We start from the raw sequence: 16,021 nt of genomic DNA, 5'->3' as shown, positions 1-16,021 counted from the left end.
GAAAATCAAAAGCCGGAGTGATCCTCGCGGCTTACGCGGTCATCGCGGCAAGTGGCGAGCCGCTGCGTCCCCTCCGCTGCCCAAGCGCAGTGCAGAATGCCGCCTTCGGAGATCAAATTGAGCGCAACGCTGCCTCGAGCACATCAGCAGTCTTGCTGACTCACGCGCACAGCGATTAAGCTTGCACGCATGGCAAAGTCAGTTGCGGGCAAACAAACCGGCAAGAAGCAGGCGATCGCGAGGACGATCTCGGCTGGCGATGACGAATCCGCGCGCGGCCGTCTGCTCGGCGCCGCCACGCGGCTGTTCTGCAAGAACGGCATCAATGCCACCGGGATCGATGCGATCATCAGCGAGGCCGGCACCGCGAAGACCACGCTCTACAAGCTGTTCGGATCGAAGACCGCGCTGGTCACCGCCGTGCTGGAAAGCGAAGGCAAGCAGTGGCGCGAATGGTTCATCGCGGAAATGGAGAGCGGCGGCGGTGACGCCGAGACCAAGCTGGCACGCATCTTTCCGGCGCTGAAGAGCTGGTTCGGCGAGGAGCGCTTCTACGGCTGCCCCTTCATCAATGCGGTCGGCGAGCACGACAAGGACCAGAAGCAGTTTCGCACCATCGCAATGCGCCACAAGAAAGTGGTGCTGGCGCATATCGAGAAGCTCGCCCGTGAGATGGGCGCTGCCGAGCCGGAGAGCTTCTCGCATCAGCTTGCACTGCTGATCGACGGCGCGATCGTGGCGGCGATGGTGTCGCGCAATCCCGAGGTCGCGGACACCGCCGGGCTGGCGGCGAAGGCGCTGATCGAGCCGGCGAAGCTGAAGGCGGGCCAGCGCAACAGCAAGGCGGCGGGCCCGCAGCTCGCTGCGGTCTGAGCCGCCCTGCCCCGCGAACCGAGCGACAGAACTAGCGGAAATACTCCGTCACCAGCTTCAGGTCCGCCTGGTCTGCGCCCGCGCCGTTGAGGCTCGCATCGATGACGCGGCGGCAGGCGGCCACTGCAGCCTCATCGCCGAGCTCGTTGGCCGCTTCGAGCACGTGCCAAGCCGCATCGACCGCCGCGCGGTCCGCAGGCGCCTCGCGATGGCCGAGCCGTTGCTCTCTGCGAAGAGGAAGTCCCATACCCTTCATCCGCGATCACCTCCATCCGTCGCTGCAGGTTCAATAGGCTACGGCGCGCGGCGCGGATGCTTTGCCGCCTTTGCCTGGATTCTTGCGGGACTGATAGAATTCGAGCACGCTGCGCGATGTCAGCGACTGGAGCTTGGCATAGTCACGCTCCAGCTCCTGCAACTCGCCGGCCGTGATGCGGTGGTCGCGGGCGCCGAGGAACGCGAGCGCCATCATCGTATCCCAGGTAAAGCCAAGCGCCTTGGCGAGCATCAGCAGCATCTCGCGGTTGCGGTCGAACAAGGCGCGCTCGACGACGTCGACCGGCAATCCCGACAGCAGCGCGAGGCCGATCGTCACCTCCTCGACCTTGTGCGCGGTCGCATAGCCGGCGATGGTGCTCTCGTGCAGATTGCCGAGGCGGTGCTGGATCGTCACGGTCCGCTTGGCGACGAAGTAGTTGCGCGAGCCGGGTCCGAACTTCGACTGCAGGTCGCCGGCGATGTTGGCGACCGAGCTGTTGATCTCGCCAAGCAGCTCCGGCCGCTCCCCTGCCAGCCGCTTGCCGACATCGTCCGAGGCCTTGGCGATGAGTTGCTGGAACAGATGGCGGGGGATGTCGAGCCGGCGGCCGAGATGCTCGGCGAGAATCGAGTCGTTCTCGGCCCGCTTGACCATGTGCAGGAATCCGGCGCCGGAGAACTGGGCGCCCTGATTGCGCGCCACCGCCGTGGCGACGGCACGGTCGCCGCGCGTCGCCAGCACGTCGGTCACGGCCGGGCTCAACGTCTTTCGTTCGGCGATCGCGAGCAGATGGTCCTGGCTCTTGGTGCTGGCGTTCTCGACCAGCGTGGCGTCATCGAGCCGCTCGGATTCGCGCAACACCGGGCCGGCGACCCAGATCTCGTCGTCGAAGGCGAGCTTGCGGATGACGCTGGCCGGCGAATATTCGATCCTGGCGAGGCGATCCGCGAGCTTGGCGCGCGCTTCGATCTCGATCTCGTCGGCGAGCCGGCCGATCACCTCGCCGAAGGTGGCGATCTCCTCCTCGCAGTAGCGCCCCGCGATCAGCAGGTCGGTCGCATGCCACAGCGCGCGCTCGCGGCTGTCCGCGGTCCCCCGCGCAATCGCATCCTCGAGGTCCCGCAACACGGATCTGGTTTCGTTCATGATGAAAGGCCGCACAGTTGCAACGATGAAAGGGCAATGCGCAGACCATACCGTTCGAACCCGAGCGTTCCGTAACCCGCCGCGTGCGGATTTGACCGGGCATTTTCACTCAAATGCGCACGCGCGCGTTAAGCATGCGGCCGGAGAACAGCTCGCTGCGGGATTGCCGTGCCTCTCCGCATGACTTTTACGGCATGATGCGGAGCGCGCGCGCCTCCGCCTCGGCGACCGAGCGTTCGCGCGATGTCAACGGACACTCGGCGAGAGCCCGGTCGATCAGTTGCATGGCGTCGCGCTCACGACTCTGGTCGAGCATCAGCTCGGCGGCGAAGAAGCTCGCCTCGCAACGCCGTGCCCGGCGCGTGACGGGAGCACCGCGGTCGGCCGCCGCAAGCACAGCCTCTGGCGTTTCCTGCCCGAGGAAGAGACGGACGATCGGGGCCGGCCATTTACCCATGTCGAGCCGCTTCGCGTGGTCGGCGAGCTCGCTCCCCAGCCCGGCACGGCGGCGCGCCAGATCCAGCCACAAGGCCGCCTCGGCATTGTGGGGATCGATCTCGCTGAGCCATCTGAAATCGTCCTGCGCCTCCTCCAGGAGACCGGCCTGGAAGCTTGCGATCCCCAGCGCGCGATAGGCCTGCGCGCGGTAGCCGTTGCGACCGAACGCCCGCCCGAAACCCGACCCCGGCTGCGGCTCGCTCTCGCGCAGATCAGGAGCGGCGCGATCGAATGCGGCAAGAAGACCAGCCGAGGACTGCTCGATGACGATCTTGTAGTCGTCGATCGCATGCTCGACGTCTCCCTTGTGGAAGTAGGCGCCGGCGCGTGCGAAACGGGCTTCGATCACCTGCGGCGTCGCCGGCTTGCCGCGCTCGATCACGACAGTGCAGCCGGCGATGCGCTCGTCGGCACCGAGATCGGCCGCCGTCGTGCACCGCTTCGGTGCCGCCGGTTCGGCGCTTGCCGACAAGCCGAAGATCGAGCCGATGATCAACGCACAACACAGAATCGAGCGCCATCGTCGCGTAGCCATGAATGCCCCCTTAGGTCTTGCTCTTGGTGCTGCGATCTAACCAGAACCGATTGGGAGAACCACAATCTGGAATTGCGTTCACAAATCATCGTTCAGCCGGTGTAAACGAGATCGCAGACTCGGGGCCTGCCGGGCGCGGATGAGTTGCGAGGGCCGCGCATGCCACGCGGCAACTCAATCGACGCTTGCGCGTGATGAACGGACGCGCGAAGCCATTGATAGCCGCCACGCGGCTCGCGATGCGACCGTCGGCGACTACTTGGCTGCGGCGATCACCGCCTGCAGCCGCACCAGCTCGGCCTCCAGATTCGCCTCGACATCAGCCGCCTTCACCTCGGTGACGCGATAGTCGCGGCTTTCCAGCCACGCCCGCCTTGCGCTGCGATCCGCCACCACGCCTTCGCTCTCGTCCGGGCCGACCAGCTCGATGGCGAGGCGGTGGATGAAGGAGACGAAATCGGGGATGTGGCGGCCGACCGGGGTCTGGCGCTTGAACTGGCCGGCGAAGCGGCGGTCGCGCGACAGCGCGTGCCACAGCGCGCGCTCGGCGTCGGTCGGGTTGCGGCGGAGCAGCCGCGCCAGCCCGCGCAGCGAACCGCGCGAATCCGGCAGGTTGGCCACCGTGCCCTGCTCGGCGATCAGCGCCCGCAGCCGCGTCGCCTGCTCGCTGTCGAGCACGCCGCCCTTGGCCGGCCCCTTGCGCCCCTCGGCGATCGCCATGACCACGCCGTGCAGGGTGTGGATGTCCTGCCGCGACGGCTCCATGCGGAAGAAGATGTTGCGCAGGTTGACCAGCATGGTCTCGCGCTTCTCGGCGGGCCGCAGAAATTCGACCCGGTCGAGCTCGCGCACCAGGTTCTCGAAGAACGCCTCCATCTGTCCCTGGCTGGCGCGCTCCGAGCGTTCGGGCATGGCGAAGGGCAGCGCGCCCGATGTCACCAGCTTGAACCATTCATAGCCCATCAGCAGCACCGCCTGGGCGAGGTTCAGCGAGGCAAAGCCGGGGTTGACCGGGTAGGTGATGATGCGGTTGGCGCGGGCGACCTCCTCGTTGGTGAGCCCCGCCCGCTCGCGGCCGAACAGGATGCCGGCCCGGCCGCCGCCGGCGATCTGGCCCTGCATCTCGCGGGCGGCCGCCTCTGGTCCCATCACCGGCTTGGCCTGGTCGTGGGCGCGGGCGGTGGTCGCGAACACCAGGTCGAGGTCGGCGATCGCCTCCGGCAGGGTGTCGAACAGCCGGACATGATCGATGATGTGGTCGGCCCCGGCGGCCGCCCGTTGGGCGGCGATGTTCGGCCAGCCGTCGCGCGGGTTGACCAGTCGCAGCTCCGACAACGCAAAATTGCCCATGGCGCGCGCGGCCATGCCGATGTTCTCGCCGAGCTGCGGCTCGACCAGGATCACCACTGGCCCTGCGATCTCTACGCCCGCCTTCGTCTTGTCGGTGCCCGACACGCTCAATCCTCGACTTGCAGATCCGGTTGAAGCGCCGATCGCGCCCTGCCCGCTCGTTGGCCCGGCTGATGAGAATTCTCAAGCAAAATAATCGGCTTACACTTGAATTTTGCAGTTTCCGCGAAACGGCAGGCCGGCCCGCGGCCGCCGTTGCCCACCGCATGAGCGGGCTGCGAAAATCAGCACCGGACGCATACCGGGTGCGCTTCCGCCCGCGGTGCAGCAGTGCTATGACGCGCTTGATTTCACAAGCGCTTTCCATTCCTGGCGCGCTGTTCCCAAGAAGGCCCCATCGATCATGGCAAAAATCAAGGTGACCAACCCGGTCGTCGAGCTCGACGGCGACGAGATGACCCGGATCATCTGGCAGTACATCAAGGACAAGCTGATCAACCCCTTCCTTGATATCGACCTGATGTATTTCGACCTGGGGATGGAGAGCCGCGACAAGACCAACGACCAGATCACGATCGATGCCGCCAACGCCATCAAGAAGGTCGGCGTCGGCGTCAAGTGCGCCACCATCACCCCCGACGAGGCCCGGGTGAAGGAGTTCGGTCTCAAGGAGATGTGGAAGTCGCCGAACGGCACCATCCGCAACATCCTCGGCGGCGTCGTGTTCCGCGAGCCGATCATCTGCAAGAACGTGCCGCGCCTCGTTCCCGGCTGGACCAAGCCGATCATCATCGGCCGCCACGCCTATGGCGACCAGTACCGCGCCACCGACTTCAAGTTCCCCGGCAAGGGCGTGCTGACGATGAAGTTCGTCGGCGACGACGGCACCGTGATCGAGAAGGAGGTCTTCAAGGCGCCCGGCGCCGGCGTCGCGATGGAGATGTACAACCTCGACGAGTCGATCTACGACTTCGCCCGCGCCTCGCTCAACATGGGCCTCGCCAAGAACTACTCGGTCTACCTGTCGACCAAGAACACCATCCTGAAGGTCTATGACGGCCGCTTCAAGGACATCTTCCAGGAGGTGTACGAGAAGGAGTTCAAGGACAAGTTCGAGGCCAAGAAGATCACCTATGAGCACCGCCTGATCGACGACATGGTCGCCGCGGCGCTGAAGTGGTCGGGCGGCTATGTCTGGGCCTGCAAGAACTATGACGGCGACGTGCAGTCCGACACCGTGGCGCAGGGCTACGGCTCGCTCGGCCTGATGACCTCGGTGCTGATGACCCCGGACGGCCAGACCGTCGAGGCCGAGGCGGCCCACGGCACGGTGACCCGCCACTTCCGCGAGCACCAGAAGGGCAAGGAGACCTCGACCAACTCGATCGCCTCGATCTTCGCCTGGACCCGCGGCCTGTCGCACCGCGCCAAGCTCGACAACAACGCCGAACTGGCGAAGTTCGCCGCCACCCTGGAGAAGGTCTGCGTCGACACCGTCGAGTCCGGCTACATGACCAAAGACCTCGCGCTCCTGGTCGGCGCCGATCAGCGCTGGCTCTCGACCACCGGCTTCCTCGACAAGATCGCCGAGAACCTGACCAAGGCGATGGCGGCGTAAGTTTCCCCACTTTCGCCTTCTGGTTTCGTCACCTATCAACGGGCCGCGCCACAAGCGTGGCCCGTTTCTGTTTCACTCCTGCTGTCGAGGAACCTGATCATGCGCTTGACCTCATCGCTCGCCCTGCTGTTGCTCGGGGCCCAGATCGGCTCCTCCCACGCTGCAGAGACCACGATTCCCGACGCGCTGATCGCCGCCGGCGAAAAGGCCGTGCTGACGCTGCATGCCGAAGGCGCGCAGGTCTACGACTGCAAGACCGACAAGGACGGCAAGCTCGCCTGGACCTTTCGCGAACCGATCGCCAGTCTGTTCGAGGACGGCAAGACCGTCGGTCGGCACTACGCCGGCCCGAGCTGGGAGCACCAGGACGGCTCGATCGTCGGCGGCCGCGTCCAGGGCACCGCCATCGGCGCCACCGACAACGACATCCCCTGGCTGAAGCTCGCCGTCGTCTCCCACCGCGGCAGCAAGGGCGTGCTGTCGGACGTCACCACCGTGCAGCGGATCAACACGTCGGGCGGCAAGCTGGAGGGCGCCTGCGAGACCGCCGGGCAACTCCGCAGCGTGGCCTATTCCGCGGACTACGTGTTCCTGCAGAAGCAGTAAGGCTGCTCACGCCTCGCGATAATCCAGCAGGATCAGCCCGACCAGCACGAAGGCCACCGGCCAGACCCAGGCGGCGGCGCGGCTGATGCGGCCGTCCAGGCGCAGCTCGAGCCAGCGCGCCCAGCCGGCGATGATGCCGCACAGCGCCAGCGGCGTGTGGCTCATCTCGATCAGGAGCTGATCCTTGATGTTGGCGATGGCGTGCGAATGGGTCAGCAGCAGCGCGCCGCCGGCGGCGACCGTCAGCGGAAACACCAGCGCCGCCCGCCCCGCCTGTTGCCCGCGCAGCCGCACCCGCCATTCGAACAGGCCGAACAGGACGATCAGCACCACGAACAGCCGGTGCTGCGCCACTTCGGGATCGCGCAGCGACGCGAAGAAGCCGATCGGGCCGAGCGGCCAGGCCATCTCGTCGGCGCGGAGAAACAGGAACGCCGCCATCACCAGGAACAGCAACGGCCAGTGCCGCGCCCAGCGTCCCCAGGCGAAGCGTTCGATCAGCGCGAGCAGCCCGATCAGCACGACGAAGATGCCGGCCCAATGGTGGTTGTATTCCGACCAGGCGATGTCGGCGGCGCTGCGCGGCAGGATCACGCCCTCGCCCGGCACGTAGGCTTGCGGCGCCGTCACGCGCTGCGCGTCGGCGGCGTCGATCCTCGCCTGCAACTGCGAGATCGTGAGCTGGTCGACCGAGGGGCTGGTCAGCCGCGGCCGTTGCGGCGCGGCGCGCTCGACGATCTCGGCCCAGTTCAGGCGGTTCTGGCTGAGGTCGATGCCCGGCGGCAGCGACGTCAGCGAGCCCGCCGTCAGGAGCACCGTCAACCCGATGCCGAGCTCGACCTCGACGAAGCGCTTCATCCGCAGCAGCGGCGCTGCGGGATCACGGCGGCGCAGGCGCTCCACAGCCAGGAAATTGCCCGCCCCGAGCGCGAGCAGCATCAGCAGCATCGCGACCTTGGCCGAGGTCATCACACCATAGGCCGTACCGTAGATCGCCGCGAACGAGCCGAGATAGGCGACCGCCATCACGATGCCGCCGAGCACGATCGCCGCCACCGAGACCATCGACATCAACGAGTAGCGCCGTCCGATTCTGCGCTGATCGTCATCCGCCTTGCAGCCGTTCAGCGCCATCATGAAATACGGCAGGCCGCCGATCCAGACGCCGGCGCCGAGCATGTGAAGGAAGTCGGCGGCGAGCAGCGGCCAGCGCACCTCGAGCCGGCTCGCCGCGTGCGTCAGGTTGAGCTGCAGCAGCAGCGCTGAGACGGCCAGCACGGTCAGCGTCAGGACGCGCCAGGCGGCCCAGCTGCCGGTCCGGGCGAGCACGGCGATGCCGAGCGCGCACGCGGCAACAGCCAGGCCGGAGCGCGCGAAATCCGCGCTCGCCGCCGCGCCGAGCGACAGATCGAGCGTCCCGATCAGCGCGCCCATGTTGACTGCGAGCGAAGCCAGCACGACCGCGAACCAGCCGAATGCGCTTCGGCGCAGGAAGCGCTGGCCGCGCTTCCCGACCACGATCGCGTCAGCGGACAGCCTTTGCTGTAGCGGGCGCAGCAGCAACAGCAGAAATGCCAAGCCGCCGATGGTGAAGGACTGTGCCAGCAGGGTCAGGCCGCGCAGCACCACCGAGAGATAGCCGAAGATGTCGAGCAACAGCGACACGGCTAGCGCACGTTGAAAGGAATGTCGCCGCGGGTGATGTGGCCATCGACGCTGAGCACCTGCCATTGCAGGTGCCAGGCGCCAGGGCTGAGCGCCTTGGCCTCGGCGTCGATCTCGTCGGCCGGCGCATCGACTGCCGGAGTAAGCGCCTGCTCGGCACCGTCGGGCGCGCGCAGCTTCAGCCGCGAGCGGGCGTGATCGATGCGGCTGTTGAAGCGCAGCCGGATCATTGTCGCCTGCGTCTCGATGGTGCCACCCGCCGCGGGCTGCGACGAGACGATGATGGCATGGGCCGAGGCGGCGCCGGGAACGCCCAGAAGCAGCGCGGCAAGGGTCGGCAGGTGGCGGAAGCGGATGACGGACGGCATGGGACGCGCGGGCGGCGGAGGCTGCGGCAGGAACGTTCGGGCTGGATCGGGGCGAACAAAACTCGACCGTTCTAATCTAAGCGACCTTCCTGTTCCCCACGTAGCCACAAACGCGTGACCGGGGCCGGCCGGCCCCTGCGGCAGCGGCACGAGGCCCCGGCCCTGCCCGCAGGGCATCCCGGAACAGCGAAATTTAGGGTCGAATCATCAAGCACTTCGCTGTATGCCTCGCCGCATCATTGCCGTCCGTCGGTTGGCGGGACCCTTCCGCCCGCGGACCAACATTGCCTGATCCCGAGGAACGCCTAAGGAAACCGTCATGCCCGCCTATCGCTCCCGCACCTCCACCCATGGCCGCAACATGGCCGGCGCCCGTGGCCTGTGGCGCGCCACCGGCATGACCAACGAGGATTTCGGCAAGCCGATCATCGCCGTCGTCAACTCCTTCACCCAGTTCGTGCCCGGCCATGTCCACCTCAAGGACCTCGGCCAGCTGGTCGCCCGCGAGATCGAGAAGGCCGGCGGCGTCGCCAAGGAGTTCAACACGATCGCCGTCGACGACGGCATCGCGATGGGCCATGACGGCATGCTCTACAGCCTGCCGTCGCGCGAGCTGATCGCCGACAGCGTCGAATACATGGTCAACGCGCACTGCGCCGACGCCATGGTCTGCATCTCCAACTGCGACAAGATCACGCCCGGCATGCTGATGGCCGCGATGCGCCTCAACATCCCCGCGGTATTCGTCTCCGGCGGCCCGATGGAGGCCGGCAAGGTCAACATCGAAGGCAAGCTGCGCAAGGTCGACCTGATCGACGCGATGATCGTGGCCGCCGACGACAAGGTGTCGGATGCCGATGTCGAGGTGATGGAGCGCTCGGCCTGCCCGACCTGCGGCTCCTGCTCGGGCATGTTCACGGCGAATTCGATGAACTGCCTGACCGAGGCGCTCGGCCTGTCGCTGCCCGGCAACGGCTCGGTGCTGGCGACCCATGCCGACCGCCGCGGCCTGTTCGTCGAGGCCGGTCATCTCGTCGTCGACCTCGCCCGCCGCTATTACGAGCAGGACGATGCGTCCGTGCTCCCCCGCAACATCGCCAACTTCAAGGCGTTCGAGAACGCGATGAGCATGGACATCGCGATGGGCGGCTCGACCAACACCGTGCTGCATCTGCTCGCCGCCGCCCATGAGGGCGAGATCCCGTTCACCATGACCGACATCGATCGCCTCTCGCGCAAGGTCCCCTGCCTGTGCAAGGTCGCGCCGGCCGTGGCCGACGTGCACATGGAGGACGTGCATCGCGCCGGCGGCGTGATGGGCATCCTCGGCGAGCTCGCCCGCGCCGGCCTGCTGCACACCGAATTGCCGAGCGTGCATTCGGCCTCGCTGGCAGCAGCGCTGGAGCGCTGGGACATCCGCCAAACGTCGAGCGAGAGCGTGAAGAACTTCTACATGGCCGCCCCCGGCGGCGTGCCGACGCAGGTCGCGTTCAGCCAGGACCGCCGCTATCAGGAGCTCGATCTCGATCGCGAGAAGGGCTGCATCCGCGACCTCGCGCATGCCTATTCCAAGGATGGCGGCCTCGCGGTGCTGACCGGCAACATCGCGCGCGACGGCTGCATCGTGAAGACCGCGGGCGTCGATGCCTCGATCCTGAAGTTCTCGGGTCCTGCGCGCGTGATGGAGAGCCAGGACGCCGCGGTCGAAGCGATCCTGACCAACAAGATCAAGGCCGGCGACGTCGTCGTCATCATCTATGAGGGCCCGCGCGGCGGCCCGGGCATGCAGGAGATGCTGTATCCGACCAGCTATCTGAAGTCGAAGGGCCTCGGCAAGGCCTGTGCCCTGATCACCGACGGCCGCTTCTCCGGCGGCACCTCGGGGCTGTCGATCGGCCACGTCTCGCCGGAAGCCGCCGAGGGCGGCCTGATCGGCCTGGTGCAGGACGGCGACCGCATCGAGATCGACATTCCCAGCCGCACCATTCATCTCGCAGTGTCCGACGAGGAGCTCGCCAACCGCCGCGCCGCGATGGAGGCGAAGGGCGATCAAGCCTGGAAACCGAAGACGCGCGCCCGCAAGGTCTCGACCGCGCTGAAGGCCTACGCCGCGTTCGCGTCGAGCGCCGCCAAGGGCGCCGTGCGGATCGTCAAGGAGTAAGACCGATCTGTTCGGTCGGCAGCACCGGTCCTTTCCGACCGGTTGCTGCGGCCGGCGGCCGCGGCCTCACCATAGACTTCCTCGTCTCGCTCTCGTCCTGCGAACAGCCATGCCGCACTTCGTTGTTGCCCACTGACGACAGCGGGTTCAGGCTCCCTTCATCGACAATGAGCGCGTCAGCCACAATGCACGCGCCAGGCCCTGGGAAGGATCGCCATGCTGAACCGCCGCAGCCTGCTGCTCGCCTCGCTTGCCGCCGGAGTGACGATGACCACGACAGCCGCGCGCGCCAAGCCGGCGCAACCTTCGACCCCGGTCGATTTCGACGTGCCGGCGCAAGCCTGCGACTGCCACACCCATATCCACGGTGATCCGAAACAATTCCCGTTTGCAGCGAACCGCGTCTACACGCCGGAGCCGGCCCTGCCCGAGGAGATGGCGGCGCTGCACAAGGCCCTGCACATCCAGCGCGTGGTGATCGTGACGCCAAGCGTCTACGGCACCGACAACTCCGCGACGCTGTACGGGATGAAGGCGCGCGGCAATGACGCGCGCGGCGTCGCCGTCATCGACGACAAGACCACCGAGGCGCAATTGGATGCCATGCATGCCGAGGGCTTCCGCGGCATCCGCCTCAATCTCGCGACCGGTGGCATCAATGACCCCAATGTCGGCCGCGCCCGCTTCCAGGCCGCGGTCGAGCGGATGAAGGCGCGGGGCTGGCACGTCCAGCTCTACACCAACACGGCGATGATCGCGGCCATCAAGGACCTCGTGATGCAATCGCCCGTGCCGGCCGTGTTCGACCATTTCGGCGGCGCGCAGGCCGATCTCGGCCTCGGGCAGCCGGGCTTTGCCGATCTGGTCGAGCTCGTCCGCAGCGGCAAGGCCTATGTGAAGATCTCCGGCGCCTACCGCGCCTCGACCCGCGGTCCCGACTACACCGATGTGATCCCGTTCGCGAAGGCCCTGATCGAAGCCAACCCGGACCGCATCGTCTGGGGCACCGACTGGCCCCACCCGGATTCGTCGCCGCATCCCGAACTGAAGGTCACGGATATCAGGCCCTTCTATCCCATCGACGACGGCCGCCTGATGAACCAGCTCCCGGTCTGGGCGCCGGACGCCGCGGTCCGCGAGAAGATCCTGGTCGATAATCCGGCGAAGCTGTACGGGTTTTGATGGCGTTGTTAGTCCGTAGGGCGGGTTAGCGCAGCGTAACCCGCCGCACGATGCTACGCCGCCCTGAAGGCCTACGCCGCGTTCGCCTCAGGCGCCGCGAAGGGCGCCGTGCGCGTGGTGAGGGATTGAGCCTTTAGCCCGCAGGACGGACAAGGCATCTGCCTTCGCTCGACAGAGTGAAGGGAGATGCGTGCCCGCCGTCCTACTATGAGGTCGATTACTACGACCGACGGGCGGTGGGCACGGCGCGTCCGCTGACACTCCGCACCAGCCTTTACTCAATCTGAAATTGCATTCCACTCGTGATGGTTGATTCAGATCAACGCCCGATCTAGCGCCGTGCCGATACTGCGTCAGCATAGGGCCGCACGTGTCCCGGCGGTCACGCCCGGCCCGCATGGATGGGAGACGATCATGTCACAAAAGCCGCTCCTCGACGAGCCGCGCCTCGCCTACCAGATCATCGTCACTGCGCCGGGCACGAAATCGCAGAACTGGCACGGCGTGCTGTACGATCGGAAAGGCGAGCCCGTGACGATCGCCGCCGGCGCGACGGTCAAGACCGGCGTCGGCGTGTTCGTCGGCGTCCCCGAGGACCGTCCTTTCCATCCCTTTGGTGCGATCCACGCCGACACCATCGCCTGGATGAAGACGGCGCAGGGCAACGTCATCATGGACACCGAGCCCTGGGCCTACCGGCTTCATGTCGGCGCGGAAGGCTCCAAGAACGAAGGCTGGCAGGGCGAGTTGCTGCATGGTCGGGGTGTGGTCGGGCCCCAGCCCGGCAAGTTTGAAACGCCGATGGGACCGTTCATCTGGTTGGAACGGACTCACCCCTGGGGCCTCGGCGGCTGGTTCCACGCATCCTGGTCGGCGGCCCAACGACAGGCACCGGCCAAACAAAGCGGCGCGGCCTGAGACGCGCGCGGTCGCGCCTGGGTTTCCATCTGACGGCTCAATCCGCCGGCTCAGAACTTGTATGTGGGCAGGTCGTTCGCGCGCCTCTGCCTAATCTGCGTACTATGGTTGTGGCCCAGCGAGCTTCGGTGTCGTTGTCCGAAGCTCCAATGCTCCCGCTCCGGCTTCGCGGAACGACACCAGCCGGCGCTGCGACTCGTCCCACAGCACCAGCCGGACGCAGCGCAGGCTCTCGGGCAGCGTGATGCGGCCGATCTCGCGCAGCTCGGGATGATCGCGCAGCACCACCGGCAGCCTGTAATAGGGAATCCGGCTCGAGAGATGGTGGACGTGGTGGATGCCGATATTGGCGGTGAGCCAGTGCAGCCATGCCGGCAGGTCGTAATGTGAGCTGCCGTAGAGCGCGGCCTGCTGCTGCGTCCAGCGCTCGCTCCGCTCCCAGACGGTGTGCTCGAACTGATGCTGGACATAGAACAGCCACACCCCGGCCATGGCGGCGAGCAGCATGATCGGGAGATGTACGACCAGGAACGCCTGGATGCCGATCAGCCACACCAGCCCGGCGACGATCAGGGCGATGCCGAAATTGGTCGCCATCGTGCTGACCCAGGGCGACCAGCCGGCGCGCATGAGGCCGAACGGCAGGCGGTGCTGCAGGAAGAACAGGTAGGCGGGTCCGGCGACGAACATGACCAGCGGGTGGCGGTACAGCCGGTAGCGCAGACGGCCCCAGGTCGATCGCGCCTGATATTCCCGCACCGTCAACGTATCGATGTCGCCGATGCCGCGCCGGTCGAGGTTGCCGCTGCTGGCGTGGTGGATCGCGTGGGTGCGCCGCCACCAGTCGTAAGGTGTCAGGGTCAGCACGCCGAGGACGCGGCCGACCCAGTCGTTCGCCTGACGCCCGGCGAAGAAGGTGCCGTGGCCGCAATCGTGCTGGATCATGAACAGGCGCACCAGGAAGGCGCCAGCAGGAATCGCGATGAGCAACGACGCCCAGGCATGGCCGAGCGAGAATGCGAACCAGGCTGCCGCCCACAGCGCCACCAGCGGCACCGCCGTGATCACCAGCTCGGTGACGCTGCGGACGCGGTTTGGCGTGCGATAGCTGCTGAGAATCTGCATCCAGTAGCGGGCGTCGGCCGCCGCGCGGCCCTCGTCGTCGCCGGCGCGCAGCGTGGCGCGGTCCTTGGGCGGCACAGTCGCCATCGCGACTGGCTGATCGAACTGCAATGTCGTCTCCACCTTGTGTTCTTGGCGATCGCGCATGGCGCGACCGCGGCCAAATGGACCCCTACGCAGCGCCGAACGGGCTGCAGGAGTTCGAAATCACGAGCTTTCGTCGGTTTAACCGCCGTCGAAGCCAAATGGTTGCGCCCGGCGATGAACCGCTCTGGAAGAGAAAGTCTGGGATGCGGACGCCCGTCAGGAGACGGGTAAAGAGCGCGTGCGGCGGATCAATGGAACTTAACCCGTCGAACGCCTCATTGCTAGGAGAGGACGGGTTACGATCCGTTAATCCGCCCGATGAAATGCCGCTTCGATTGTGCACCGCGTTCCCTTCACCCCGTCCCGCGCGAGGCATCCTGCGCCACGGCCCCCTCGCGACGCGAGGTGGAGAAAATGTCCCAGATTGCGATGAACATTGCCGCGATCACGGGCCCGATGACGAACCCGTTGAGGCCGAATGCCTCGATCCCGCCCAATGTCGAAATCAGCACCACATAGTCGGGCATCTTGGTGTCCTGTCCGACCAGGATCGGACGCAGGACATTGTCGACGAGGCCGATGACGAGGGCGCCATAGGCGATCAGGGCCACGCCCTGCCAGATCGATCCGGTGGCCAGGAGATAGAGCGCGACCGGAAACCAGACGAGGCCCGCTCCCACTGCCGGAAGCAGGGACAGGAAGGCCATCACGACCGCCCACAGCAGGGGCGCGTTGATGCCGAGAAACCAGAACATCAGGCCGCCCAGCGCGCCTTGCGCCAGAGCGACGAGCAGACTGCCCTTCACCGTCGCGCGGATGACCACCGTGAATTTGCGCAGCAGCGCATCGCGTTGCTCCGGGCGCAGGGGAATGGCGCTCTTGATGCGCTCCGATAGCGTCTCTTCGTCACGCAGCAGGAAGAACAGCAGATAGACCATGATGAACAGATTGACGAAGACCTCGAACGTCCCCTGTCCGATCACGAGCGCCTGGCTCGCAATGACCTCGCTGCCCTTCAGCAGGCCGGCCGACAGCTTGTCCTTCATTCCGGCGAGGCTGCCGAGCCCGAATCGGTTGAGCATATCGACCACCCATGTCGGAAGCGCGGCCAGCATCTTCCGAAAGTACTGTCCGATGTCGAGCTGACCGGACTGCATCTGTTTGTAGACTCCGGAGGCCTCCTGCGCCAGCGACGCCCCGATCAGTGACAGCGGAAGGATGACGATCACGACGAAGATCAACACCACGACGGCCGCCGCCAGGCCGTGTCGGCCGTGCATCGATCGCGACAGCCAGCGGTGCAGCGGAACGAAGACGATGACGCCGATGATGCCCCACAGAACCGCGCCGTAGAACGGCAGCAGGATCCACCCGAACATCAGCGATATCGCGACGAGCAAGAGAAGCAGGGCTCGGTCTTCGAGGCTACGCATCTGGCTTTCCTATCGGACCGGGACCGTGAGTTGGACCGTTCCTTCCTCCACGGCGGACGGTTTGCCGCCTGGTCGCGAGATGGTCAACGTTCGAATTCGACTTTGGCCCCCGCCACGACGCGATGTTGCCGGCGAAAACATGCTCCAGAATGCCGAATTTGTCTGCCGCTCCAGCAACAACGCCGATTTCAAGAGCCTGC

14 protein-coding genes are annotated in these 16,021 nt (G+C 66.3%); 6 read left to right on the top strand and 8 right to left on the bottom strand.

Annotated features, from left to right (window positions below; all coding sequences use genetic code 11):
• Positions 1 to 189: 189 nt before the first annotated feature.
• A complete protein-coding gene (locus ACQR0U_RS17280; protein ID WP_315714852.1) occupies positions 190 to 873 on the top strand; it encodes a TetR/AcrR family transcriptional regulator in 684 nt (227 codons plus the stop codon).
• 31 nt (positions 874 to 904) lie between these two features.
• Here ACQR0U_RS17280 and ACQR0U_RS17275 read toward each other — a convergent pair whose 3' ends face one another.
• The 4 genes from ACQR0U_RS17275 to ACQR0U_RS17260 all read right to left on the bottom strand — a co-directional run bounded on the left by ACQR0U_RS17275 (position 905) and on the right by ACQR0U_RS17260 (position 4,766).
• Positions 905 to 1,120, bottom strand: a complete 216-nt coding sequence (locus tag ACQR0U_RS17275) for a hypothetical protein (RefSeq protein ID WP_315714853.1) — start codon at positions 1,118 to 1,120, stop codon at positions 905 to 907.
• Positions 1,121 to 1,159: 39 nt separating this feature from the next.
• Positions 1,160 to 2,278, bottom strand: coding sequence for a DUF2336 domain-containing protein (locus ACQR0U_RS17270; RefSeq protein WP_315714854.1), 1,119 nt, complete (start codon positions 2,276 to 2,278; stop codon positions 1,160 to 1,162).
• Positions 2,279 to 2,465: 187 nt separating this feature from the next.
• Positions 2,466 to 3,311, bottom strand: a complete 846-nt coding sequence (locus tag ACQR0U_RS17265; RefSeq protein WP_315749286.1) for a hypothetical protein — start codon at positions 3,309 to 3,311, stop codon at positions 2,466 to 2,468.
• Between the two features lie 255 nt (positions 3,312 to 3,566).
• A complete protein-coding gene (locus ACQR0U_RS17260) occupies positions 3,567 to 4,766 on the bottom strand; it encodes a TrmJ/YjtD family RNA methyltransferase (protein ID WP_315749285.1) in 1,200 nt (399 codons plus the stop codon).
• 298 nt (positions 4,767 to 5,064) lie between these two features.
• Between ACQR0U_RS17260 and ACQR0U_RS17255 the strand changes: the two genes are divergently transcribed.
• Together ACQR0U_RS17255 and ACQR0U_RS17250 are read left to right on the top strand one after the other, a co-directional pair.
• Positions 5,065 to 6,279, top strand: coding sequence for an NADP-dependent isocitrate dehydrogenase (locus tag ACQR0U_RS17255; protein ID WP_315714857.1), 1,215 nt, complete (start codon positions 5,065 to 5,067; stop codon positions 6,277 to 6,279).
• A 99-nt stretch (positions 6,280 to 6,378) separates the two neighbouring features.
• Positions 6,379 to 6,885: a DUF3455 domain-containing protein gene (locus tag ACQR0U_RS17250; protein ID WP_315714858.1), complete on the top strand. Its 507-nt coding sequence runs from the start codon at positions 6,379 to 6,381 to the stop codon at positions 6,883 to 6,885.
• A 6-nt stretch (positions 6,886 to 6,891) separates the two neighbouring features.
• On the opposite strand, the gene ACQR0U_RS17245 is transcribed toward ACQR0U_RS17250, so the two are convergent.
• Both ACQR0U_RS17245 and ACQR0U_RS17240 read right to left on the bottom strand, forming a co-directional pair.
• Positions 6,892 to 8,550: a copper resistance D family protein gene (locus tag ACQR0U_RS17245; protein ID WP_434872195.1), complete on the bottom strand. Its 1,659-nt coding sequence runs from the start codon at positions 8,548 to 8,550 to the stop codon at positions 6,892 to 6,894.
• A 2-nt stretch (positions 8,551 to 8,552) separates the two neighbouring features.
• On the bottom strand, positions 8,553 to 8,918 hold the full coding sequence (locus tag ACQR0U_RS17240; RefSeq protein ID WP_316176612.1) for a copper resistance CopC family protein: 366 nt from the start codon (positions 8,916 to 8,918) through the stop codon (positions 8,553 to 8,555).
• A 319-nt stretch (positions 8,919 to 9,237) separates the two neighbouring features.
• Here ACQR0U_RS17240 and ilvD point away from each other — a divergent pair, with 319 nt between their 5' ends.
• From ilvD to ACQR0U_RS17225, 3 genes are all read left to right on the top strand, one after another.
• Positions 9,238 to 11,079 (top strand): dihydroxy-acid dehydratase, encoded by a 1,842-nt coding sequence (gene ilvD, locus ACQR0U_RS17235; RefSeq protein ID WP_316202234.1) that lies wholly within the window; start codon positions 9,238 to 9,240, stop codon positions 11,077 to 11,079.
• Positions 11,080 to 11,295: 216 nt separating this feature from the next.
• The gene (locus tag ACQR0U_RS17230; RefSeq protein ID WP_315714862.1) at positions 11,296 to 12,261 is read left to right on the top strand and encodes an amidohydrolase family protein; all 966 of its coding nucleotides are present in this window, start codon (positions 11,296 to 11,298) and stop codon (positions 12,259 to 12,261) included.
• A gap of 414 nt (positions 12,262 to 12,675) precedes the next feature.
• Positions 12,676 to 13,179 (top strand): hypothetical protein, encoded by a 504-nt coding sequence (locus tag ACQR0U_RS17225; RefSeq protein ID WP_316225208.1) that lies wholly within the window; start codon positions 12,676 to 12,678, stop codon positions 13,177 to 13,179.
• A 102-nt stretch (positions 13,180 to 13,281) separates the two neighbouring features.
• Here the strand turns inward: ACQR0U_RS17225 and ACQR0U_RS17220 are convergent, their stop codons facing one another.
• Together ACQR0U_RS17220 and ACQR0U_RS17215 are read right to left on the bottom strand one after the other, a co-directional pair.
• The gene (locus ACQR0U_RS17220) at positions 13,282 to 14,448 is read right to left on the bottom strand and encodes a fatty acid desaturase (RefSeq protein WP_409998604.1); all 1,167 of its coding nucleotides are present in this window, start codon (positions 14,446 to 14,448) and stop codon (positions 13,282 to 13,284) included.
• Positions 14,449 to 14,741: 293 nt separating this feature from the next.
• On the bottom strand, positions 14,742 to 15,821 hold the full coding sequence (locus ACQR0U_RS17215) for an AI-2E family transporter (protein WP_434843523.1): 1,080 nt from the start codon (positions 15,819 to 15,821) through the stop codon (positions 14,742 to 14,744).
• Between the last annotated feature and the right edge of the window lie 200 nt (positions 15,822 to 16,021).

The organism is Bradyrhizobium sp. HKCCYLRH3097 (assembly GCF_051167875.1).
Lineage (GTDB): Bacteria > Pseudomonadota > Alphaproteobacteria > Rhizobiales > Xanthobacteraceae > Bradyrhizobium.
This window is presented reverse-complemented; position numbering and strand designations above follow the sequence as displayed.